A 22,848-nucleotide genomic window follows, 5' to 3' on the forward strand; every position below is an offset into this window, starting at 1 on the left:
GCTGACTAGGGAAGACCTTGCCCAGAAAAGCTGAATCGCTCTACGTGAGTCGCCCCGAGCCAATTCAAGAGGTCTCCCGCTCTACCGCTTCAATCGCTCAAACGCAGCAGCGATTTCCAACACCTTCGCGTCGTCGCCCGCCCGACCCAGAAAGGACACGCCTACTGGCAGATTGCCCGCGGCTGTGCCGGCGTTGACCGTGATCTCCGGAAAACCCGTTGTGGGCGAGATTTTGCCGGCCGCATAGGCGTAGGTCTTGCAGGCAAAGCTGGGGTCCGCCTTGCCCGGCACCACCGGGGCGGTGCAGGCCAGGGTGGGGTAGAACAGCGCGTCGTAGCGGCCGGCGGCCATCAGCTCGCCCAGCTCGCGACGCAGCGTGGGGATCACCACGCTCAGCAAGTGGATGTATTCGGGCCCATCCGTGGTGCGGGTGTCCAGGTTTTCTTGCAGGCCCTTGTAACGCCCGGGGTTGATGCCGCGACTGCCCTTGTCGGTCAGCGCCTCCAGCCGCACCATGAACTCGCGCAGGTCGCGCGGCTGGCCCGCGGGCAGGCCGGCCAGATAGGCCTCGAACTGCGGGCGAAACTCGGCCAGCCCGATGGGCCCGAGCACGGCGGGTTGCAGCGTCTCGTACACCTTGGGCAGGCGGATGCGCTCTATCTGCGCGCCGGCCTTTTCCATGGCGGCCACGGCGCTTCGCTGAATGGTATCGACCTCGGGGTTGCCGCCTTCGAAGTTCTCCACCACCGCGATGCGCCTGCCGGCCAGCGTGGCCGTAGCCAGGCCCGTGGCCAGCGGCTGCTGCGGGCGCACCATCCCCTTGGTGGAGGCATCGCCCTTGTCCTCGCCCTGGATGGCGTCGAGCACGATGGCCTGGTCTTGCACGCTGCGCGTGATGGCTCCAGCCGCATCGGCCGTGAGCGACATGGGGATGATGCCCGCGCGGCTGACCAGGCCCATGGTGGCGCGCATGCCCACCGTGCCAGTGACGCTGGCCGGTGCCCTGATGGAGCCCGTGGTGTCGGTGCCCAGCGCAAACGGCGCAAGACTTGCCGCAACGGCGGCGGCCGACCCGCTGCTGGACCCATCGGCGGTGCGAAGAGGGTTGAAGGGGTTGAGCGTCTGACCGCCCACGGCGCTGTAGCCGTACCAGCCGTAGGACGCGGCCAGCTCCGACAGATTGGTCTTGCCCAGCAGGATGGCGCCCTGGTCCAGCAGCCGCTGCACCACGAAGGCATTGGTGGCCGGCACCGACTGCGCCAGCGCCAGCGAGCCGCCGGTGTTGGGCATACCCACGGCGTCGAAATTGTCCTTGGCCAGGAACGGGATGCCCGCCAGGGGTGCATTGCGCGCGGCGGCTCCTTGCCGGGCGCGCTGTTGTGCATCCCACGCGCGGGCCTGCTCCAGCGCCGCGCCGTTGACGGCCAGCACCGCGCGGGTACCACCTGCGGGGCGGTCGATGGACTCGATGCGCTGCAGGTAGGCGGCCACGAGTTCGGCAGAGGTGAGAGCGCCGCTGTCCAGCGCGGCGCGCAGCTCCGGCAGGCCCATGGCGATGATGCGCTCGGCCGGCATCGCGGCGGAAGCCCAGGCGGGGAGGGCGGTGGCCAGGGCCAGCATCAGGGCATTGCGGGCGGGGCGGGATGAAAGGAATGGAGGGTGGGTATGCATGGCGGTGTGCTCGTTCTTCATGGATTTACGGATCAATCGACGGTTGCGCCCGAGGCCTTGACTACCGGGGCCCACTTGGCGCGTTCTTCTCGCAGCACGCGGGCAAATGCTTCGGCATCGCCCGTCCAGCCTGCGGGCATGCGCTCGGCCCCCATGGCTGCCAACTGCGCCGCTGCGGCGGGGCGCTGCAGGGCCTTGTTGGTTTCGGCATTGATGCGGGCCACCAATGGAGCGGGGATGCCAGCCGGCCCGACCAGGCCGAAGACCACGCTTGCTTCCATCTGGCTGAAGCCCGCCTCGGCCATGGTAGGCACATCCTTGAGCAGCGGCACGCGCTCGGCCGCCGTCACTGCCAGGGCGCGCACCTTGCCGCCCTGCACCATGGGCAGTGCCACCGGCACGGAGGCGAAGAAAACGTCGACCTGGCCGCCGATCAGGTCGGTGAGCGCCGGGGCCGCGCCGCGGTAGGGCACGTGCAGCATGTCCAGCCCGGCCTTGCGCTTCCAAGACTCGCCCACCAGGTGCGCCAGCGTGCCGTTGCCCGACGAGGCAAACGACAGCGAGCCCTTCTTGCCCGCCTGCACCAGCGCCGCCATGCTGGTGTGCGGGCCGCTGGCCGACACGATGAGCACCAGGGGCACCCGGGCCACCAGGGCGATGGGCTGCATGTCCCTCTCGATCTGGAAGGGGATGCGGCCGTACAGGTACTGGTTGATGACCATGTTGCTCGACTCGCCCATGGCCAGGGTGTAGCCGTCCTTGGGCGCCTTGAAGGCGGCGTCGAAGCCGATGTTGCCGCCCGCGCCGGGCAGGTTGTCGGGCACCAGGGTCCAGCGCGCGGACTCGGTGAGGGCGTTGGCCGTCAGCCGGGCCATGCCGTCTGTGCCGCCGCCGGGCGGGGCGGGCACCACGAGCCGGATGGGCTTGGCCGGAAAGGTCTCTGCCAGCGCAGGGCCCGCGGCCAGCACGGCGGCGCAGAGCGTGGCGCGCAGCAGGGCGCGGCGGCCCGGGTGGGAGGGGGTTGGCTTCATCTTCAGGTGCATGGTGGTGGCCTCGGGGTTCTAGTGGAAATTCTGCTGGGGGTGGTGACAAGGGGGGCAATGGGTCATGAAGCGCCTGCGGGGGCCATCAGTGCCGCGAGCAGCAGGCGCGCATAGCCCGCATGTAGGCGGGCCACTGCGTCGATCACTCCCTGCTGCCGGGCCGGGGGCAGGGTGGCCCGGGTGGCCACACGCAGTTTGCGTTCCAGCTCGGCGGTGGACAGCGGCCGGTCCGGGTCGCCGCGCGGATCGGTCAGCGGGGATTCGAACCGGCTCCCGTCGGCCAGCACCACCGCCACGCGGGCCGGCGAGCGTGCCGGAAACAACGGCTCGATGGCTGCATCGTGGCGCACCACGGTGCGCTGCGCCAGGCGGCCCACCTGTGCATCGGCCAGGTGGGCGGCGCGCAGCGGCACCAGCGCGTCGGCACCGTGCAGCAGGCACAGGGCCAGGCAGTAGGGCACGCTGTACTGCGCTTCCACCAGCGAGTCCGGGCGCGGCCTGTTGGCCAGGTTGAACGTGGCCTGGTAGGTGTACACCTCGATGCCGGCAACGTCGCCCGCGCCGAAGCCGTGCTGCGCCTGCAGCTGCAGCAGCGCCTGTAGCGGCGCGTGGATGTGGCGGCAGCAGCCAAAGGGCTTGAAGTAGGTGCCCTCGATCAGCGGGGTGCTGCCCAAGCCGCGCAGGGCCGCCGGTGCGTTGAACAGGCGCGCATCGTCCAACACCGCCGTGGGGCCGGTGAAGCCCGCCAGCGCCAGCTGCAGCGCTGCCCAGCCCGAGGCCGCGCCGGCGGGGATGCCTTCCTTCACGTCCGAGCCGGCCAGGCCTGCCATCGCGGGCAGGGCAGGCGCGGTCTGCGCCGCGATGGCCAGCGCCTGCGCCAGGGTTTCGGCATCGGTGCCCAGCAGCCGGCCCGCGGTGGCCGCCACGGCAAAGCCGGACCAAGCGCCCGATGGCGCGTAGCTGGTGCGGGCGGCCGCCAGGCGCACGCCGACCTCGTAGCCCGCCACCACTGCGGCCATGAGGTCGCCGGCCGTGGTCTGGGGTAGGGCGTGCGCCAGTGCCAGCGCGGCGGGGATGACGGCCGCGCCCGGGTGGCCGCGTGCCATGCGGTAGCCGTCGTCCAGGTCGAGTGCGGCGGTGGCCGCGCTATTGGCAAGCAGCGCGCCGCCCACCGAGGCCGTGCGCCCCGTGAACCACAGGGGCACGCCGCCTGCGCCGTGCAGCACCGGAGCCGCCTGCTGCGCGGCCTGAACGCCGGGCTGGTCGAGGGCGGCCCCTGCGCTCGCGATGGCGTCGAGCACGCAGCGGCACACAGCCGCCCGCGTTGCGGGGCTGAGCGTGGCGGCATCCACCTGCGCCGCGTGGCGGGCCAGCTGCAGGGCCAGGCCAGGGGCATCTGACTGCAGGGGGCGTTCTGGCATCAATACATCACTTTTTGGCATAGCATCTGCTTGTGGCTGCAGGCCTGGTTGTCGGGTTCTCGGTAATTGATTCAGGGGATCGAGTGCTGATGCTAAGTGCGCCGGCCACGCGGGTACAGTGACAAGAAGGGTGCTGCTTATGCCTTGGAGGTATGGATGAGGATCGACATGAACATGCGCCACATCGAGGCGTTCCGCGCTGTCATGGTTTCGGGCAGCGTGGTGGGGGCGGCCCGTCTGCTCAGCGTGACGCAACCGGGCGTGAGCCGCACCATCGCCCTGCTAGAGATGCGGCTGGGCTACGCGCTGTTCGAGCGCAAGGGCCGGCGCCTGGTGCCCACCCCGGCGGCCCAGGCCCTGTACCGTGAGGTGGAGCAGCTGTACGTGGGCATCGACCGCATTGCGCAGGTGGCCTACGACATCCGCCACCACCGGGCCGGCGCGCTGCGCCTGGCCACTCTGCCCGCGTTGGGGCAGTGGCTGGTACCGGCCGCGGTGGCGCGCTTTCTGGCCACTCGGCCGCAGGTACGGGTGTTCGTGCAGACGCTGCCCTCGGCGCAGATTGCCGAGCTGGTTGCCACGCGCCAGTTCGACCTTGGCGTGGTGGAGCTACCTATGTCGCGCGCCGGCGTGGTGGTGCAGCCGCTGCCGCCGGCGCGCATCGTGGCGGTTTTGCCTGCAGGGCACCGACTGACGGGGCGTGACGAGCTGGCGCTGGCTGACCTAGTGGGCGAGCGGCTGGTGCTGCCCTCGCCGCAAAGCTACCTGCGCTACCAAATCGACGATGCCTTCACGCGCCAGGGCATCGTGCCGCAGGTGGTGGCCGAGACGCCCACCTCGCCCCTGGTGTGCGCGCTGGCGGCCGAGGGCGCCGGGATCGGCCTGGTGTCCGCCTGGACCCCGGCGCCGAATGGCGATATTCGCCTGGTGCAACGCCCCCTCACCGAGCTGCTGCATTCGCAGTACGCGTGTCTACGGCCTGAGAGCGCGGTAGCAATGGCACTTGCCGACGAGTTCCAGGAGCTGCTAGTGGGGCAGATGCACCTCACTGGATAGGCGAGTGAGGCGAACGGCTTGACCACGAGACTTTTGAGAAGGCAGTGCGCCACTCGCGCTCCCGAAGAGAAATCCAATCCACGGCAAACAGGCAAAGCCGTGGATCGAATCACGCCGCGCAGGTGTTCTTGTATAAGCCCGGCAAAGAACTTCCCGAGCTTGCTCGTACTGCGGCTTCCCGGCGCTCAGAACGGAATATCGTCATCCATGTCCTCGAAGCCCGGGGCCGCAGGCTGTGCGGGCGGCGTCGCCGGGGCAGGCGCAGTGCGCGCACTGGCCCGCGCCTTGGCTGCCGGTAGTGGTGCCGGTGCAGGCTCCGGCGCTTCATCCACGCCCGCTCCATCCAGCGCCGTCTTCAGCGCTGCCTCCACCGCATCGATGCGCTGCTTGCAGACCTTGTACGCATTCACCGACTCGGTGACGATGGTCAGCAGATCATCGATGTTGGGCTCGTCCTGGTTGCGCAGCGTTTGGGCATGCCGCTGCAGCACGCCATAGGCTTCACGAAAACTTTCCATCACTCATTCCTTCCGGTTTCTGTCGTCCGGACGGGTGGGAACCACCCCGTCGCGGAACTGGATCTCAAGGGCGGGGAGGGCGCGTGCCTGACCCTGGTCTGTCACGGGTTTCCCTTCGGGCGTGCGCACGATCGCAAATCCGCGGGCCAGGGTCTTCTCCGGCCCCTGGCCGGTGACCTCGCGCATGAGCGCCTCGGCCTGGCTCCGGGCGGCCTGAAGGCTCCCTTGGGCGCGCTCCGCCACGCGCTGCAGCCGGTCCTCGGTGGCCTGGCTGGCCGCTCGGGTCGCGGCGCGGCCGCGGTCCACCACGGCGTGGAGCGCGAGATCCGATCCGCCACGCGCCTCGGCCACACCGGCCTGGGCTCGGGCGTGCACATCGTGCAGTAGGGCTGGCACCTGCTGTCGGGCCGCCGCCAAGTGCCACCGGGCCGCACCCTGGGCCTCGTTCCACCGCGCCAGGCTGCGCGCCGCAGCCTCGTGCACTTGCCGCATGGATGCCACCTCCACTTGGCCCATGGCCTGGGTGCTGCCATGCCGCGCCCGGGAAAGATGGATCTGGGCATCGGTGCGCACCTGCGCCTCGCTGCGGTCGACCTCTGCTCGCACGCGCTGGGTGAGGCGGCCTGCCGCCGTGAAAACGGCCTCGGCCGCCATGCGGGCCTCGCGCGTGCGCTGCAGAATCTGGTGCTCGATGCCCGCGATCACCTTGCTGGGCGTATCGAAGCGCTGGTGAGCCACCTCGTCCGGCAGCGTGTTGTCGCGCTCATGGCCAATGCCGGTGAGCACGGGAATATCCTGGTCACAGATGAAGCGTGCCAGGTCATAGTCGTTGAGCCATGCCAGATCGTTGACTGCGCCGCCGCCGCGGATCAGCGCGATCGCGTCGGGCGGCGCCCCCTTCGGCAACTCTTCCAGGGCCCGCACCATCGCGGAGACGATCTCCCGCGCTGCGCCTTCCCCCTGGAACCGGCTGTGGGCATAGACGAAGCGGCAGACCCCAAAGCGTTCCAGCCGCTCCGACTCCTTCCGGAAATCCCCCAGCCCCGCAGCATCCTCGGGCGCCACCACGAGCACGCAGCGGTAGTCCCAGGGCGGCTCCAGGCGCCGGTTGTGCTCGAACACGCCCTCGCGCTGCAGCCGCTCCCGGATCTCGCGCTTGCGCGCCTCCAGGTCCCCGAGCGTGTACTCGGGATCGATGGCCTCGATCTCCAGACTGAAACCAAACTGAGCATGGAACACAGGCCGGGCCAGCACCAGTAACTTGATGCCCGCACCGATGACCGCGCCTGTGGCCTTCTCGAATTCCGGCAGGATGCGCGCGGCGGTCGCGCTCCAGATCATGGCCCGGGCCTTAGCAACGGGCTGACCGCTGCCATCGCGCTCGGACAGCTCTAGATAGACATGACCGCGCACCCGCGCCTCGACCACCTCTACCAAGGTCCACACCCCTTTGGAAAACGCCTGGGCCACGGCGCTGGCCACGCCATTGAGCAGACGCGAGAGCGGAATACCTTTGGCGCGTGGGAGGGCGAGTGCCTCTTCAGACAAGGGCAGGGCCAGATCTGTGGACGCAGGTGAGAGCGAGGGGGGCGCCTCTACGGGCGTCGGCAGCCATTGGGTGAACACCGCCAGATCCCGCCCCTCATCGACATACCAGCGTTTGACCGCACCATCGAAGCGCGCGCCCAGCGACTTGGCGGCGTCTTTCTGCGCGAAGGGAACGTTCAGGTATTGCCGGGACATGGGAAATTAAGGGGCTGCGAGGCAGCGCCATTGTGGACCAAGGTACCGGGGCCACAGGGCACATGGGCTATAAATCAGGGTTCACCACCTCTCACAAACATTCACACCATGAACCGCGCAGACCTCGTGGCAACCCTCGCCGCAAAGAACGACCTCTCCAAGACGACCGCCAACGCCGTGCTGGACACGCTGATCGAGACCATCCAGACCGCCGTGAAGAAGGGCGATGCGGTGCAACTGGTCGGCTTCGGCACCTTCAAGTCAGCCAAGCGCGCTGCGCGCACCGGCAAGAATCCTTCCACAGGTGCTGCCATCAAGATCCCCGCAGCCACCGTGCCAAAGTTCGTGGCCGGTGCGAAGTTCAAGGCCGTGGTGGACCCCAAGGCTGCCAAGCGCAAGGCTGAGAAGGCCGGCAAGTAAGTCGCCAGACCGATCCACAAGCCGCCCGCGCGCCTTGGCCCCGGGCGGTTTTTTGTTGGGGCCGCTAAGCTCCACACCTTCCACACACTGGGTTCCACGATGACAGCTTTCTCCGACGCATTCCGTGCCGAAGTTCTGCGCATGGCGCGCAAGGAGATCAAGGGCGAACTGGGCAGCCTGCGCAAAACCGTCACGGCGCAACGCTCCGAGATCGCAGCGCTCAAGCGGGATGTGAGGGACCTAGTGTCACAGGTGAAAGGGATACACAAGGCGGCAGCGCGTCAGGCGGCTCCGGGCAAGGCACAGACCCAGGACGCCGAAGTCCCGGCACGCCAGGGACGTCGCTTTCAGTTCAAGGCCGAGGCGCTGGCGGCTAAGCGGGAACAGTTGGGTCTCTCGCAGCAGGCCATGGCGTCGCTGTTGGAGGCCTCGGCGCTCTCCGTGGCCCGATGGGAGGGCGGGAAGGCGATGCCGCGGGCGGCACAGCTTGAGCGCATCCAGGTGGTGTTGAAGATGGGAAAGCGGGAGGCGGTGCGCAAGCTGCAGGTTTAAAGTTCTGGGAGCAATGAGCTCGTGGACTGCACCGACGGAAACCGCCGGTGTGTGGACTGCCCCTAGTCACCTCGCCTATCGAGCCGGCGGGTAGCGAAAGTCGCACTGATATGCTCCAAGACTATTCTTTGTAGGTGTCAACCATCGCAAGAGAGCTATATCGCTTTGTAGGCGAGGAGGCAGTCGAAGAATGAGTTTAGTCGAGCCTAGCGGCAGGAGTGAAATTGAAATGAAACTGAAATGGTTGCTCGTGCTGCTGCTCTCTCTACATCCACTTTGCGCCCTCGCCGCCGCGAAGAATGCGGTCATCGTTTCCCCGCCAGTAAGCGTGCAAGGCACCACAGTCGCTTCAAATCAACGAGTTGCTGGAGCCGCGGTAGATCAGCAAATTCTGTCGGACCTCAAGGCCATAGCCACATCAGTAGAGGCAATCAAGTCCAAGCCACCAGACTACGTTCCTGCATATCTCGCCGTAGTCGGTGCGCTGATAGGCGCTTTGACCGGCGGCTTCGTGACGTGGCGTACTCAGTCTCGGGCACTCAGATCTCAATCGGAACAAGCACAGCGCTCGGCAGACCATGCGCGCGAACTCGCTGAGGCTAGAGCAAAGCTGGAGATTGGGAATAACTTTGTGCAATGGCGCCTGAAGCAGCTTTCGGAACTCTATGGCCCCCTCCATGCGCTACTACGGCAGTCGATTGCGCTCTATCGTTTGATGAATGAGGTTCTAGTTGGTGCGGCTCCGGATCGATTTCGACTCAGACAGGGTGTTCCTACTGACGATTTTGACGGCAAGGTTTTCGAGATTGCGCTGAAGGATGGTGAATGGGAGCCGTTTCGCACCGTGTTGCATTTGTCGAGTGTGTACGGCTTGGAATACGGTATCGAAGATTACTTTGACGAGCTGGTTGCAATTGGAGGCCGAATTGTCGAGGTCATTGAGGGCAAAGCGGGCTTGGCGCGAGAAGACCAAGACCTGATGCCTGTGTTTGGGCGCTATCTAGCGCACTATCGCGTACTCAAGCAGCTGCTTGCCCATGCACAGCCTCGGAAGGACGGGGATGATCGAAATCGAGCAAGTACCAGTGCGATGTCGGTGGAAAGGGCCGCCGTATTTCCCAAAGAAATCCAAGGCTTAGTTGACGACGGATATAAGAAATTGGTTGAAGAATTGAATGCGTGGCGTGCAAAAGCGGGTTATGAATAGTATTGGTGGCTCAGCAAAATGGGTATGAGCTTGCAGAATCGCCACGGAACAGATCGCTACTACGAGAGGCATGCGTCTGAGTATTTTCAGCGCACAGTGGGGGTGGACATGTCACCTCTGTACGACTCTTTTTTGGACCTGTTGCCTCCGGGAAGCCGGATTCTCGACGCCGGTGCAGGATCGGGGAGAGATCTTCGCGAGTTCGTGCTGCGCGGATATCGCTGCCGCGGAATTGATGCGTCGCCATCGCTCGCACGGTTAGCACATGAATACTCTTCGGCTCCTTGCGACGTAAAACGGATCGAAGAACTTGACGAGACAGAGGTGTATGAAGGCATCTGGGCGTGTGCTTCACTACTTCACTTGCCCAAGCAGACTCTCATTGGTTCGCTTGCTCGTCTGCACAAGGCGTTAGTGCCGCTCGGTGTGCTGTTTGCCTCTGTACAGGAAGGTAGTGGAGAGCAGATCGACCGTGACGGTAGATTTTTTGCTTTGTACACCTCCAGCGAATTTTTAGAGGCAGTGGCGGCGGGTGGCTTCACAACAGTGCGGAGTTGGACGTCCCAGGATGTTCTTCGCGATCGTAAAGGCCCGCAGTGGATCAACGTCCTAGCCAGAGCACAACCAAGTGTACGAAGCGAGTGATCGCGGGGTGCTACGTCCCACCCATGCAATTCGAAGCCATTTGAGCCTTTTCACTCACCGGATTTCAACCCAGCTTAGCCGAGGCGAAGACCGTCGTTGGTGTTACGCTCTGTAGCACCTGGGCGGCTTGGTCCCAGGCTCATGGCTTACTGCATATTGCGAGGTCAGCACGGACTATACCGTTCGACAGAGGAGCAATGGAATGAACACGCCGCAACAAGGCGATGGTGCGCTTGGGATGCCGCCAGCAAGTGCTTGGGTCAAGTTTCTGCGGAGCTATGGTCCGACGCCGAACAACCTTACGATGTTCGATGAGTATGTGGCTAACGCGCTAGGGCGAGCAAAAGTGGCGCCTATTCGCCTGTCGACCCCGTTGTTGGACACGATGGTTAGTCATGTCGAGTCGAAGGTTCCGGGCTCGATGCTGATCGCCGGCACTGCTGGTGATGGCAAGACCTACCACTGTCGAGCTTTGTGGACGCGCATCGGAGGTGACCCCAAAGAGTGGGCGGACAAGGGGAACGTGAAGGAACTGCGATTGATCGATGGTCGATTGGCGGTTTTTGTCAAAGACCTTTCCGAGTTCAATGGTGAGGAGAGCGACTTGCCGCTTCAGCGACTTGAAAGGTCGGTGCTCGGTGGCGATGATTCAGAAGTTGTGATATTGGCCGCTAACCATGGCCAGCTTCTCGATCGCTTGCGCGATCTCGGCAAGCGGCAGAACCGTATTCACCCGCTTCGCAAGCCCTTACAAGAGCGATTCCTTCAGGCAGGACCGGCGCCAGAGCGGTTGGCTGTCTTTGATCTCAGCCGAACGACCAGCCGTAAGACGCTCGAGGAAGTGGCGCGCGCCGTGGCCGGGCATTCTGAGTGGGACAACTGCCGACGATGCGCTTTCAGCTCGGGCGGCAAAGTCTGCCCTATTGACGAGAATCGCCGCAGACTTCTCGGCGAAACCGATGGCGGGCAGCTCGCACACCGTTTAGGCGATTTGGTCGAAATTGCACGCCTCAATGGGCTTCATCTTCCGGTGCGCGACCTGCTAGCCCTGTGCTCAAACATGGTCCTCGGCCACTCTGATGCGAAGGCGGCGAAGGAAAACCTGATGACCTGCGCGGACGTTCCCAAGATCCAGGAGGGCGGGCATATCAGCAAGGCCAGTATCTATGCCAACGCTTTTGGAGCTAATCTGCCAAAGCGAAGGGCCTCTGACCGTCCGGTCTTCAAGGCTATGGCGAGCTTCGGCGTAGGCGAAGAGACGACAAATGCGGCCGATGGTCTGTTGGTGTATGGCAAAGACGATTCGCGGTTGCAGGCCGATTTCAAGCGTTTGGTGGCGGTCGACCCCATCTACGGCGCGACGGCGGATTTCCGCGCAGCCCAGGACGCTTATCTTGAAGGCAATGAAAGCGTGCGCCTGGAAGACGGTGCCACCGAGTTCTTGGAGATGTTGGAGGATCAACGTCGCCGGCTCTACTTCTCGCTGCCCGAGGCCGAGCCAGGGTATCCCCGCTGGTCGATGACGGCCTTCCGCTTTGCAGGCGACTACTTGGACATCATCGAATCACTCAAATCCAAGAAGCCCGTGAGTGACGCAACGCGCGGGCGCATCGTTCGCGGCCTAAACAGGGTCATGACAGGCCTGCTCTTGGAGAACGTCGACCGCATCTTTATTGCGAGCTCTGGAGGTTTCACGCAAAGCCGAGTGAGTGTGCTCTGCGACCACGAGACGCCTTCACGCAGGCAGGGCGGCGTAGGCATGGCCATCAAGCTCGAGGAGGTGACAGGTCGCCCGCAGCTCGATGTATCGCTCTCGCCCGGCCCCGGCAACTCGGTTTCGTTCGATCTGACGCCCATCCGGTATGAGTTCCTTTCACGCGTCGCCGAAGGCGCGTTGCCGGCGAGCTTTTCCAACGAGTGCCTTGAAGACCTCTTGGCCTTCAAGGCGAAACTGCTGCGCAAAGCAGAGATTGTGCGCAAGGCGGGCTTTGCCGGCGATGACGATGAGCTCGGCGGAGAAGCCTCAGCACTGACGCTCAATTTCATCGACATTGAGCCGGGAGGCCGCGGCTTCGCTCGCCCCGTGACCGTGAGGGCCCCGGCATGAGCGAAATTTTTAAACGTCCCGAAATCAAGAGCGTCGACTTCACTGTAGACGAGAACATATGGGGGCACCGGCTCTATGACGAACAGCTCCCACATTTGACGGTGCTTGAGTTCCTCGGTGCGCTGGGTTCGAACATTGACAAACCGCTGCGCCCGCATGAGGGCCTTGGCGGCGCTTTCAAGTTCCAGCCGCAGCGCCAGATCCGCCTTCGTGGTTTGCTGTTCAACAATCCCTACGTTGAGTCCATCTCGGAGAGCGCGCAACCCGACGAGGAGAAGTGGCGGCAGTGGTTTGAGCGCTTCGCTCAAGGCTCGACCGGCAACGGCGACGGCGTGGATGACATGGCTTACCTGCGCCATTCGTTCGCAACCTTCGATGACTTCGGGAAGGCTGTTGAGCTGTTGAGATCGTCATCCTTCGAGTCGCGCAGCAACAAGCGCTGGAGCTCTAAGTTCGTCTTCCCCTTCGGACCCGACGCCCTCTACGAGGACTTGGAGATCGATTCCAAGGGGAAGATGAGCAACGACCGGCGCTTCTTTGCCCGCACCGGCGAGCTCCTCTACATGATGCTTACCCGGGCCAAACGAGGCGCTGAACTCGGCGACCTGCTGGCCACACGACTCTTCGACCCCGAGGCGCCGATGAATCGACTCGCCCGTGCGATGCAAGGCACGCCGCAGCGATCCGACGATTCCCGGCAGTCGGGCTATCTGCCTGAGGCCACCAACCCGCGCTTTGACCGAATCTGCGAAGACTGGCTTTCGGTCCTGGCCAAGGACATGCCGATTTACGACGCGTTGGAACATCTGATCGCCATCACCGGCCTAAACATGCTGCTCTACTTTCTTGAGCGGGCCAAGCGCGTGGCTGGCGACGACGATCCGGTGGAGATCGTCTGCGAAATCGTCTCCAAGGAGCGCACGAAAGTCCGCGCACTTTCCGGCGATAGCTACCAGCTCAACCAAGGTCTGCCAGCGAAAGCGGTTAGGGCCCATGTTGAATCGATTCGTATGGAGGCCGGCTGGGCCAAGGCCGCCTCTGGCGAGTTTCCTGAGGTAGAGCGTGTGAGGCTTATGCGTGAGCGCTTCCAGTGGCCCTCTCCAGACGGAGGAGACGACGAGGACTATTCGGGCGAGAGCCCCGAAGCGTTGATAGGGAAGCTCACCGAGTTGGCACTCGCGCGGCATGCTCAGCACGTAGGCAAGATCCATGCGTCGTGGTCGCGGGCGATCGGGCTGAGCTCCCGCCGCCTTTCGCGGCGCACCCGCTACGCCCCTAATGACCGGCTCCTGAAGTCCATTGTGGTAGCTATCGTCGACGACCGGATGCAGTTCGACGAGTTTTTGGCTGAGGCCAGGAAGCGCTACGGTTTGATACTGGGCGACGTCGAGGGGGCGCGCCTGATCGACGCTAAGCTTGTCGACCAAGGTGAACTGAGCGAGAACCGGGATAACCTCGAAACCCGGCTCGTTGGGTTGGGCCTGGTCCGCAGGCTTTCCGACTCCTGCTCGTTTGTTGAAAACCCGTTCGCGTTCAAGGGAGAGGCTGCATGCTGACCGACCGCATCATCGGGCGCGTCGGCGCGGACATCCTGGCCAAGCGCATTTCCATCTCTGGGCAGCCAGGGGATTCCGCCGCGCTCTTCCGGCTCGACAAGCTCTCGTCGAATCAGATCGCGGCGGTGGCGCGGGCGATCATCGCCAATCCCGACATGCTCGGCCGTGTGGATCTCATGATCCCGGAGGCCCTGGTCGATGGCCAGGGACTGCCACCCGAGATTCTGATCTCCCACAACGCCGGCTACGTCCGCAACAACGCGACGACCGCCAAGGCAGCAATCCTCACGGCCAACGGCAACGAGCACAACCTGGCCGACACGCTCGGCCACGTCATGGCCATCGGCGCCAAGGAGATGCGCGCCGATCCAGAGCCCTGGGTTGATTCCGCGTTACATGCCGGCGGGCTCTCGCCTGTGCCGGACGACCGCCTAGTGTTCCATGCAGCCCTGGGCGGCCTGCTTGGTTCTTCCGAGCTCTCCCTCGTCCAGCTTGGTGAGTTTTGCTCAGAAATCGTCGAGGCCATGTCTACTCGGGGCCTGCCCATCCGCGACGCCATTGGATTTGCCCTGCCGCGTGCGGGTCTGCCCCGCGACAGCGCACTCTTCGCCAACTCGAAGAGCTTCGGGGCGCTTCAAAAGCCTTGGCAGCGGGCCTTCGCTAAGCTCTACACCCAGCGCGCGCCGCTGCTCAAAAAGCTCCGCCAGAACGGCCAACCGCTGGATCCTGAGGAGTTGAACGAGCGCATATCCGCCAACGCAGCCGAAATCGCCGAAGCCGCACGCCTGGCGCTTGACGCCTTCGCCGCGGCTCCCGCCGGGGACCAAGAGGCGGCGCTCGCACTGGCCCAGTTCGAGTGGGAGGCCGATGGTGTTTACTTGGCCTTTGACAAGCCCAAGGAGAAGCAGCTTGGTTTGGCCGACGCCACCGTCCGCTTCTTCGATCACGACTGCGACCAAGAGAACTCGCTCGACCCCGAGGGCCGCAAGCTCTTGGAGGACTTGAAGTCGCGCGAGCGCCGCTCCGACTTCACCGAGGATGACGAGGAGTTCTTCGTCAAACACCGACGGCTGCTCGAGCAAGACGCGAAGCTCTGCGCCCGTTGGGAGAAGGCCCTCTACGGCAAGCCCATCGAGTGCAACGATTTCTTCGATGGCTTCGCCCGCGTGGTCAATAGCCTGCATGCGGGCCTGCGTGACGCCGAAGGCGATCGGATCCTGCGCTTCACTGTGGCGAAGGGCCGCAAGGAGTGGCGCGAGCGCTTCAACTACGACGCCGGTAGCTACTTCTCGGCGATGTACCGCGGTTTGAAGGAGCTCATGGGCTCCAAGGCTGAATGGAAGGTGGAGCGCCTAGGCAACGCGAGCCTTCCCGACCCGCTTTTCGACTACGAGGCTTTCTTCGCGAAGGAGAAGGAGCTTCGCTACGACAAGAAGAACAAGGTCCGCCCGAGTTCGTCGCTCTCGCGCGTAGCCTTGCAGATCAAGTTCGATGTGGCCCTGGTCCAGGTCGCCAAGGACAAGGAGACTGTGCTGGCGAAGACCCAGCTTCTGTGGAGCTACAAGCCTACGTCCATTGGCCTGTCGATGGTCGCCGACATGCGCCGCCTGTTGGAGAAGGGCGCGGTCGGTTGCACGGAAGTCCCGCGCCGCTTGGTGAGCAAGAAGGGCGGGGTGCAAAACGTCTCGCTTCTGGACACCGGCACGTTGGAGGCCACTTATTCCACTGACGCCGGCTCGCTCGTGCCCGCCGCTAACAAGCTCCGAAGCCTGCGGGCCGACATCAAGTCCCGGATCAAGGATCTGGCCGAGGGCGGTTACCTGACCCCGTCGCAGCGCGACGAGGTCAAGGCGTCCTGGGATAAGTTCGAAGAGGACTACATCAATGCGATGGAGGACTTCGTCGCCATTGGCCTTCACGGCGAGGCCGTCATGCGCCAGGCCGAGTCCTTCGGCTCTCTGATGTCGACTCTCATGTCGCAGGCCCGCGGCGACGTTTGCCGCTCGCGTTTGGTCTCGGAGATCTTGTCGGTCGGCACGGCCCGCGTGGCCGGCGACAACCCCGCTCTAATCATCCCGCCGTGGCATCCCGAGCGTATGAAAGCGCTGGCCGTGAAGTCCCGGCGCGTGGCGGGATTTGCCACCCACTTGCTCTCGAGCGGCAGCATCCTTTACGGCGACCGCGAGATCTTCATGCGCGAGCTCTCCGACGAGATCGCCCACCCGTTCTATCCGGAGATCGCCGTGCTCAACCGGGCCGGCGCGCCGACACTGGTCTCGGAGAGCAGTACGGTAAACGGCTACAGCCTTCTGGAGTCGCCAACGCGTGGCGCCGAGGACGCCATGACCGACGTGGATCCGGCGGCGGCGGCCAAACAGGCTCGAGAGCTCTTGGAGCGCTATGTCGGTTTGCAGCCTCACGAGGCCTCGAACCTCAGCGTCGTGCTCTACAACGCCGACGCGGCCGAGCTGCCGCTGGCTACGGTGCGCGAGCTCTCCTCCATCCAGGAGGACGGGAAGCTCCAGTGCAGCGTATCGGTACGCCACTCGGATCCGGCGAAGCTTCGCAGCGTCTACGGCGAGCTTGTGAACAAGGCCGGCGATGACCCGGATCTGCCCGTGGTCAGCGAGACAAGCGACAACTTCATCTCGAAGCTGCGCATCTCGGTGACGCCGATTTCGGCGACGCCTGGCGAAAGCGCCCAAGGCTTCAAAGCCTTCGACGTGGCATTCCTGCATGACGTGGTCTCGCGCGCGGCCCAAGCCGAGTGGCTTTCGGTGCCTTGGACGAACGATCGGCCGAACCTCGAGCACGCCCCCTCGCGCTGGTCCTACCGCAGCGTTTCGGGCGAAAACGAGCTCAAGTCCACCACCTTCCTGGCCTGCCCCTGGCAGACGGCCTCCGGTTGGGCCTATGTGTCGGCGGTGGCCGCCGTCTGCCGCCAGCTCGACGCGTTGCCAGGCGAGCGCTACCTGCCGGCCCGGCGCATCTCGCTGCAAAGCCCCGCGCTCGCAGGGATGATCAAGGACGCCCACGACCTGGCCGAATGGGTCGCCACCTATGACGAGCTGCTCGACAAACGCCAGCTCCAGCACAACGACATCACGGTAGTCCGCTACCGCCGCGGATCCACCAACGGGCGTAATATGATCGTGAGCTCGACCTCCGAGCTTCGGTTGCTTGGCGTGCTGGTGCGTCGCCGCCTGGACGAGCTGAACCTGCAGCTTGACGCCGCGGAGATCCAAGCCGCCGCCGAAAAGGCCAAGCGCGATGCGCTCTCGATCTCCGGCGATATCGTGCTGCGGGCAGCCAAGCGCGGCGTGTCCGCGGGCGAAATGATCGGCCTGGTGCTCAGCCGCCACCTGCTCGCCGAAGAGTTCAGGGCTGCCGCGGGCGGGGGCCAGGTCTTGACCGCCTATTTCCTGCTCGACGACTACGCGAGCTGGCTCTCGCAGCCTGAGAGCCGCATCGCCGACATCCTGGCCCTCAATGTCGAGGAGCGGGAGGAGGGCGTCCGGGTAGTCATCTTGATCGTCGAGTCCAAATACGTCGCCGCCGACGGGCTAGCCAAGGCGCGCCGCGACTCCAAGGACCAACTGCTGGCCACGCTCGGCATGTTCCGAGAAGCGCTCTTCGGAGATCCCGGCCGGTTGGACCGCGACGTGTGGCTCGCCCGCCTGGCCGACATGCTCATCGACGCGGATATCCCGCCGGGCATGACGGGGCTGATGGAGCGCGCTCGCGCGAAGCTTCGCGAGGGCGATGTGGAGATCTCGCTGCGCGGCTACTCGCATGTCTACGTCCACACCTCAGACGCCGGCTCGGCCTCGGCCTCCGACCAGGAGCTGTTGGAGGAGTCCGCCGGGGTGAATGCCTGGCAAGAGGTCTTCGACCGCCCAGACCTTCGCAAGCTCGTCGAGGCCTATGCCAAGGGATCCGGCGGGCTCGAAGCGCGCTCGGGGCTGGGAGCCCATCAACCTTGGGATGGGCACGGCTTCAAGAAGCCCGCTCCTCGGGTGCCATGGCTCGCTGCCATGGGACAGCTTGCCAACGGCGTTGCCGACGCAGTCATCGAATCAGCTCCAGATCCCGAAGAAGCCGTCGCGGTGGCTCCGGCCGGCAGCCCGGCGCAAGAGCCTGCGGCTCTTGCGCAAAGTCCGGCCCAAGCCGCCACCGCGGCGCCAGCTACGGCCCAGGGGTCCACGCCCGCGGCCGTGCCATCGGCCAACCTTGGCGCCGCGCTCTCCGAGCTCATCGCCTTCAAGTTCGCAGGCGGCGCGCAGTCGGATGCCGATCGGGAAGATTGGGCCCAGGAGGTCACCAAAAAGCTCAAGGCCGCACTCAACAGCTACGGGCTGCAAGCCTCGGTCCTTGGGACGCGGCTGACGCCCAATGGCTGCCTGGTGCGCCTGGCCGGCTCTGACCGGCTGCGTGTCGAAGACATCGAAAACAAGCGCACGCAGCTTCTGACTACGCACGCGATCAACCTCGTCACGGTCCAGCCCAAGCCGGGCGAAATCGTGGTGACGGTCGCTGGTTCCAAGCGTCAAGCCGTGTCGCTCTGGGAGCTCTGGTCCCGCCGCGAGCTCAACCGCAACGTCGCCGGCATCAACACATCATTCCTCTTGGGCCTTCAAGAGATCAACGGCGCTTTGCTGTATCTGAACCTCGGCGCGGAGTTTGGCGGGCTCTCGTCCCACGAGCCGCATTCTCTGGTGGCCGGCGCGACCGGCAGCGGCAAGTCGGTGTTGATACAGGCTTTGATCCTGGACATCGCAGCGACCAACTCCAAAGATCTGGCGCATCTCATTTTGATCGATCCCAAGATGGGCGTCGATTACGCCCCCTTGGCGGACTTGCCGCACATGCGCGACGAGATCGTCACCACCAAGGAGAAGGCGGGCGAAGTGCTCGAAGCGCTGGTTCAGGAAATGGAGGATCGCTATCGCGCGTTCGCCAAGGCGCGCGCGCGTGATCTGCCGACCTTCAACTCCAAGGTCTCGGCCGAGGAACGCCTGCCCATGGTCTTCCTTGTCCACGACGAGTTCGCGGACTGGATGCTCGACGACGCCTACAAGGGCGCCGTCGGGGCGGCAGTGCAGCGCCTGGGCGTGAAGGCCCGTGCCGCCGGCATTCACCTGATCTTTGCAGCGCAGCGCCCTGACAAGGACGTGATGCCGATGCAGCTTCGGGAGAACCTTGGCAACCGCCTGATCTTGAAGGTGTCCAGCGAGGCCACGTCCAAGATCGCGCTGGATCGTCCGGGAGCCGAGCTGCTGCTCGGAAGGGGACACTTGGCCGCCAAGCTAAACGGTGAGCAAGGCCTTGTGTTTGGCCAAGCACCATTTCTCTCGGACGATGAGATCACCGAAGCAGTGACTGCAATCTGTAGCGACAACAAAGCTGGACCGGCAAATGTCATCGATTGACCAACGGGAAGCGTCGAGTTCAGCCACGCCGGTGGCTAAGGTCACAAGGCTGGTCGCTCACCTTGCCCGGAGCAGCACGGAAGCACTCAGTGGTTTGCTAGGCCCGTCAACGATGGGGCTGCTGGGCAAGCTTGGTGCAGACGTCACGAGTCAAATGGCTCTGGCCTACTTTGTCGCGAGCGTGCAAGGGGAGCGTGGAGCATTGCGAAGCAAGGACGTGAGGGCGCTCTTGCTGTCTCAGTTGGAGAAGGCAGAGGCCGCAGAGCTGTGTGCGCTTCTTCAGTTGCCTGTATTCGCGCCTCTTCGAACACTGAGTTCAATCGATTTCGAAGGATCGCCCCACTACCTCGAGCATCTTGACCGATGGTATGGCGTGGAAACTGCGGAGGTGGAGGCAGCTGCGGACCCAATTGAAGGCTCTCACAAGGCGCTCGCCTCGCACAAGCTACACCTTCATCAGCTCAACGCATTTCGTGAGCTCCGTCGGACCGTAGGCCGTCCTCCTGTGTCCGTTCTGGTACATATGCCGTATGGATCAGGAAAACTGCGACTCGTTGCTACGGCCGCACTTGACCTCTACCGTTCAGAGGCGGACGAAAGGACCGTTGTTTGGTTTGCGCCGGGCGCAGCGATGTGCGAGGAAGCATTCATCGAACTACAGGAGGTGTGGCGCCAGATTGGTTCGCGCGACACGACAATCTTTCAGCTTTACGGCAGTCATCCGACACGCGACCTGGATCAACTCCAAGGATCGATCGCGGTCATCGACATAAATCGCCTAAGCATCAGAGACGAGGAGCCAGATAGGCTCGAGCGCAGTTGGGCAACTCGTCCAGCGCTTGCTGCGCTGGGCGCAACTACCTCGGTAGCCATCCTAGGTGACGCCGAAAATGGCATTCATCCGATCGGTTCGGAGATCATCGATAGGATGGCTGCTGGCGGGCAATTTAGCCTGGTCGGCATTCTTTCGACACCCGCAGCAGCGATCACTGGCGGGCCCATACGGGCTTCGCTCAAGAGGGCGTTTCCTGGTCCCTGCATCACGCTTGCGTCTGCTGACGACTTGAACACGCTTCGAAAGCTCGGTGACTATGCAGTCATATCCGGCGAAGTTGTCGACCTCACGGGCGCCACGCGCCTTGACGATGCGATGAAGTCGCCAGGGTTAGAGCCGGACGACTCCTTGCTTGAATTCGATCCGAGCTATGCCGAGAGTCTTGCCGGCAGCATCGAGCGCAATGAGAGCCTTCTATCGATTTTGGAGCAGGAGGCGAAGGGGCTTGGGCAGATTGTGTTCTATGCCACCACTGCCGAGCAGGCTAGGCTGTTCGCCGGCCTTCTACCGGTACACGGAATAAAGGCAAGGGCGGTCACGGCGGAAGAGTCCTTGGCAAGCCGCAGTCTTGCATTGCAGCGGTTCGTCGCCCGAGACGAAAAGGTCCTATGCGTACACGGCTTCCTGCTCATCGGGAGCTCTATCCCAGAGATTTCGGTTTGCCTGATTGCCGTACCGACCAGGTCGCGATCAGCAATGATCGCCACCATCGGTCGTCTTGTTCAGGCTCGAAAGCCAACCCTTCCCCCCCTCAAGCTCATCGTGGCCGCCGATTCTCAAGCTGACACCAGCTGGATCGAGACGCTGAGCACCTGGTCGACGCTTGATAGCGAGGACACCAAATGAATTTTCCGATCATTCCCCAGAACCTATCAATCTCCGCAATGCGGAGCTCGGGCTATCGCGATACCGCACATGCGTTAGCAGAGCTAATTGACAACGCAATTCAGGCGGGTGAAGTGACTGGCATACGAACCGAGGTAGAGGTCATCTGCCTTGAGGAGGCATTGACCCAAGGGCGCCGTCAGATGTCTCGGATCGCCGTCTACGACAACGCCTGTGGCATGAACCCAAGTGCGCTTAGAAAAGCTCTCCAATTTGGCAACGGCTCGCGGCTAGACAAGGCTCAGCAGAAGGGGATTGGCAAGTTCGGGATGGGGCTACCGAACTCATCCATCTCACAGTGCAAGAGGGTCGACGTTTGGAGCTGGCAAGACGGTAAGGCACATCATGCGTACTTGGACGTGACAAGGATTCAGGACGGTGACTTGGTTGACGTCCCGGAACCGGAGGCATCTGAGATTCCAACCGAATGGTCAACGCTAATTGCCGGCGATCTGCAACCACATGGAACATTAGTTGTCTGGAGTGAGCTTGACCGAATCTCTTGGAAGCAAAGTACCACCTTGCTTCGACACACCGAGTTCATCAGTGGCCGAGTCTATCGGCATTTCCTAGACGACAAGTCGGTACGAATTCGTCTTGCTGCATACGACAGCAAAACGAATGGGACGATCTACCAGAGCTACGTGCGGCAGAACGATCCCCTCTATCTGATGTCGGGGACCAATGCGCCTGAACCGTTCAATCAGGTACCGGCGTTCGTGCCGTTTGGCCAGCCACTAGTTCTAAACGTCGCGTTCAGTGGCGCAGAGCATCCGGTAACCATCACGGCGTCAATCTGCAAGCCGGAAACGCGACTTGAGGGCGGTGGCAAGGCCATTGGGCAACATGCTCAAAGAAACCAGGGCATCTCGGTCGTGAGAGCGAGGCGCGAGCTCGAACTGAACACAAGCTTCACAAATTCCTATGACACCCGCGAAAGGTGGTGGGGCATTGAAGTCCAGTTTGAACCTGGCTTAGATGACGTCTTTGGAGTGACCAACAATAAGCAGGCGGCGACTGGCTTCACGCGCATCAGCTTTGAGGAAGATGCGGTGGAAGAGGGGCTCAGCGTTCGTGACTATCAGGAGCGGCTCGAGCTGGATAAGGATCCACGACTTGCCATGTATCGCATAACCCGTGAGATCGACAAGCTTCTGAAAGCCATGCGTACCTCTGTGGCCACGATGCGGGAGGGAGAGCGTCTCCACTCAAAAAAGGAACGCGCGGAGAACAAGGCTGAAAAGGCGGCTTCGGAGTCGGTGGCAAGACGGCGGGAGCGCGTCGGCGATACCGGCAGAAGCGACAAAGATGAACACGCACCGCAGAGCGAGCGCACTTCGGCACTGACGGCTGGCATCGTCCAAGACGGCGTCGAAGAGACAAAAGCGCAGGCATTGGCCGTGGACTACGTCAGCAAGCGGATCAAGTTTCGGTTCCGGCACGCAGATGTGCCGGGGTTCCATATCTTCGACATTTCCACAGCAGGGGGTGTCATCCTGATCACGCTGAATACCCGTCATGCAGTTCACGCAAAGCTCTTTGAGGCGCTTCGGGCGGAAGAGGGCGAATCGGATAGCAAGTACGCAAGAGAGGTTCTTTCACTCATTGCAGCTTGGGCGCGTATGGAGGATGAGGCGCCAAGCGAAAAGCTGCGACTTGCGCTCGAAGACACCCGCTATCAATGGGGTCGCATGGCTATGGACTTTTTTGAAGTCGAAAGTTAGGCATGGGAGGGCGAGAGGCTATTCGCGGGTTCGCGG

15 protein-coding genes are annotated in these 22,848 nt (G+C 63.5%); 10 read left to right on the forward strand and 5 right to left on the reverse strand.

The window, feature by feature from the left end:
• Positions 1-81: 81 nt before the first annotated feature.
• The 3 genes from DNK89_RS00285 to DNK89_RS00295 form a co-directional block, all read right to left on the reverse strand.
• Entirely contained in the window at positions 82-1,671 is a 1,590-nt protein-coding gene (locus DNK89_RS00285) for an amidase (RefSeq protein ID WP_110959125.1), read from the reverse strand.
• A gap of 32 nt (positions 1,672-1,703) precedes the next feature.
• Positions 1,704-2,714, reverse strand: coding sequence for a tripartite tricarboxylate transporter substrate binding protein (locus tag DNK89_RS00290; RefSeq protein WP_238990643.1), 1,011 nt, complete (start codon positions 2,712-2,714; stop codon positions 1,704-1,706).
• A gap of 62 nt (positions 2,715-2,776) precedes the next feature.
• A complete protein-coding gene (locus tag DNK89_RS00295) occupies positions 2,777-4,135 on the reverse strand; it encodes an MmgE/PrpD family protein (RefSeq protein WP_238990644.1) in 1,359 nt (452 codons plus the stop codon).
• A gap of 168 nt (positions 4,136-4,303) precedes the next feature.
• Here DNK89_RS00295 and DNK89_RS00300 point away from each other — a divergent pair, with 168 nt between their 5' ends.
• Positions 4,304-5,191: a LysR substrate-binding domain-containing protein gene (locus DNK89_RS00300; RefSeq protein ID WP_238990645.1), complete on the forward strand. Its 888-nt coding sequence runs from the start codon at positions 4,304-4,306 to the stop codon at positions 5,189-5,191.
• 185 nt (positions 5,192-5,376) lie between these two features.
• Here DNK89_RS00300 and xseB read toward each other — a convergent pair whose 3' ends face one another.
• Positions 5,377-5,709, reverse strand: a complete 333-nt coding sequence (gene xseB / locus DNK89_RS00305) for an exodeoxyribonuclease VII small subunit (protein WP_110958446.1) — start codon at positions 5,707-5,709, stop codon at positions 5,377-5,379.
• 3 nt (positions 5,710-5,712) lie between these two features.
• Positions 5,713-7,452, reverse strand: a complete 1,740-nt coding sequence (gene xseA / locus DNK89_RS00310; RefSeq protein ID WP_110958447.1) for an exodeoxyribonuclease VII large subunit — start codon at positions 7,450-7,452, stop codon at positions 5,713-5,715.
• A gap of 108 nt (positions 7,453-7,560) precedes the next feature.
• Here xseA and DNK89_RS00315 point away from each other — a divergent pair, with 108 nt between their 5' ends.
• The 9 genes from DNK89_RS00315 (at position 7,561) to DNK89_RS00355 (ending at position 22,812) form a co-directional block, all read left to right on the forward strand.
• Positions 7,561-7,872 carry an HU family DNA-binding protein gene (locus DNK89_RS00315; RefSeq protein ID WP_110958448.1) on the forward strand — a complete coding sequence of 104 codons (312 nt, stop codon included), beginning with the start codon at positions 7,561-7,563 and terminating at the stop codon, positions 7,870-7,872.
• 99 nt (positions 7,873-7,971) lie between these two features.
• Complete coding sequence (locus DNK89_RS00320; protein ID WP_110958449.1) at positions 7,972-8,424, forward strand: DNA-binding transcriptional regulator; 453 nt, start codon at positions 7,972-7,974, stop codon at positions 8,422-8,424.
• 229 nt (positions 8,425-8,653) lie between these two features.
• Positions 8,654-9,631, forward strand: coding sequence for a hypothetical protein (locus DNK89_RS00325; protein ID WP_110958450.1), 978 nt, complete (start codon positions 8,654-8,656; stop codon positions 9,629-9,631).
• 24 nt (positions 9,632-9,655) lie between these two features.
• Positions 9,656-10,276 carry a bifunctional 2-polyprenyl-6-hydroxyphenol methylase/3-demethylubiquinol 3-O-methyltransferase UbiG gene (locus DNK89_RS00330; protein WP_161958918.1) on the forward strand — a complete coding sequence of 207 codons (621 nt, stop codon included), beginning with the start codon at positions 9,656-9,658 and terminating at the stop codon, positions 10,274-10,276.
• Between the two features lie 202 nt (positions 10,277-10,478).
• Complete coding sequence (locus DNK89_RS00335; RefSeq protein WP_203422167.1) at positions 10,479-12,383, forward strand: hypothetical protein; 1,905 nt, start codon at positions 10,479-10,481, stop codon at positions 12,381-12,383.
• A complete protein-coding gene (locus tag DNK89_RS00340) occupies positions 12,380-13,939 on the forward strand; it encodes a hypothetical protein (RefSeq protein ID WP_110958452.1) in 1,560 nt (519 codons plus the stop codon). The genes DNK89_RS00335 and DNK89_RS00340 overlap by 4 nt, the downstream gene beginning before the upstream one ends.
• Positions 13,933-19,368, forward strand: coding sequence for an FtsK/SpoIIIE domain-containing protein (locus DNK89_RS00345; protein WP_110958453.1), 5,436 nt, complete (start codon positions 13,933-13,935; stop codon positions 19,366-19,368). The genes DNK89_RS00340 and DNK89_RS00345 overlap by 7 nt, the downstream gene beginning before the upstream one ends.
• The gene (locus tag DNK89_RS00350; RefSeq protein WP_153064225.1) at positions 19,355-21,049 is read left to right on the forward strand and encodes a hypothetical protein; all 1,695 of its coding nucleotides are present in this window, start codon (positions 19,355-19,357) and stop codon (positions 21,047-21,049) included. The genes DNK89_RS00345 and DNK89_RS00350 overlap by 14 nt, the downstream gene beginning before the upstream one ends.
• Complete coding sequence (locus DNK89_RS00355) at positions 21,046-22,812, forward strand: ATP-binding protein (RefSeq protein ID WP_110958455.1); 1,767 nt, start codon at positions 21,046-21,048, stop codon at positions 22,810-22,812. The genes DNK89_RS00350 and DNK89_RS00355 overlap by 4 nt, the downstream gene beginning before the upstream one ends.
• The last annotated feature ends 36 nt before the right edge of the window (positions 22,813-22,848 follow it).

This window comes from Acidovorax sp. ST3, assembly GCF_003231145.1.
Taxonomy (GTDB): domain Bacteria; phylum Pseudomonadota; class Gammaproteobacteria; order Burkholderiales; family Burkholderiaceae_C; genus Acidovorax.

Excerpts from the sequence above, each read along its gene's own strand:
- DNK89_RS00285 (WP_110959125.1), bottom strand. The coding sequence starts at position 1,671 with ATGCATACCCACCCTCCATTCCTTTCATCCCGCCCCGCCCGCAATGCC.
- DNK89_RS00290 (WP_238990643.1), bottom strand. The coding sequence starts at position 2,714 with ATGCACCTGAAGATGAAGCCAACCCCCTCCCACCCGGGCCGCCGCGCC.
- DNK89_RS00295 (WP_238990644.1), bottom strand. The coding sequence starts at position 4,135 with ATGCCAGAACGCCCCCTGCAGTCAGATGCCCCTGGCCTGGCCCTGCAG.
- DNK89_RS00300 (WP_238990645.1), top strand. The coding sequence starts at position 4,304 with ATGAACATGCGCCACATCGAGGCGTTCCGCGCTGTCATGGTTTCGGGC.
- xseB (WP_110958446.1), bottom strand. The coding sequence starts at position 5,709 with ATGGAAAGTTTTCGTGAAGCCTATGGCGTGCTGCAGCGGCATGCCCAA.
- xseA (WP_110958447.1), bottom strand. The coding sequence starts at position 7,452 with ATGTCCCGGCAATACCTGAACGTTCCCTTCGCGCAGAAAGACGCCGCC.
- DNK89_RS00315 (WP_110958448.1), top strand. The coding sequence starts at position 7,561 with ATGAACCGCGCAGACCTCGTGGCAACCCTCGCCGCAAAGAACGACCTC.
- DNK89_RS00320 (WP_110958449.1), top strand. The coding sequence starts at position 7,972 with ATGACAGCTTTCTCCGACGCATTCCGTGCCGAAGTTCTGCGCATGGCG.
- DNK89_RS00325 (WP_110958450.1), top strand. The coding sequence starts at position 8,654 with ATGAAACTGAAATGGTTGCTCGTGCTGCTGCTCTCTCTACATCCACTT.
- DNK89_RS00330 (WP_161958918.1), top strand. The coding sequence starts at position 9,656 with ATGAGCTTGCAGAATCGCCACGGAACAGATCGCTACTACGAGAGGCAT.
- DNK89_RS00335 (WP_203422167.1), top strand. The coding sequence starts at position 10,479 with ATGAACACGCCGCAACAAGGCGATGGTGCGCTTGGGATGCCGCCAGCA.
- DNK89_RS00340 (WP_110958452.1), top strand. The coding sequence starts at position 12,380 with ATGAGCGAAATTTTTAAACGTCCCGAAATCAAGAGCGTCGACTTCACT.
- DNK89_RS00345 (WP_110958453.1), top strand. The coding sequence starts at position 13,933 with ATGCTGACCGACCGCATCATCGGGCGCGTCGGCGCGGACATCCTGGCC.
- DNK89_RS00350 (WP_153064225.1), top strand. The coding sequence starts at position 19,355 with ATGTCATCGATTGACCAACGGGAAGCGTCGAGTTCAGCCACGCCGGTG.
- DNK89_RS00355 (WP_110958455.1), top strand. The coding sequence starts at position 21,046 with ATGAATTTTCCGATCATTCCCCAGAACCTATCAATCTCCGCAATGCGG.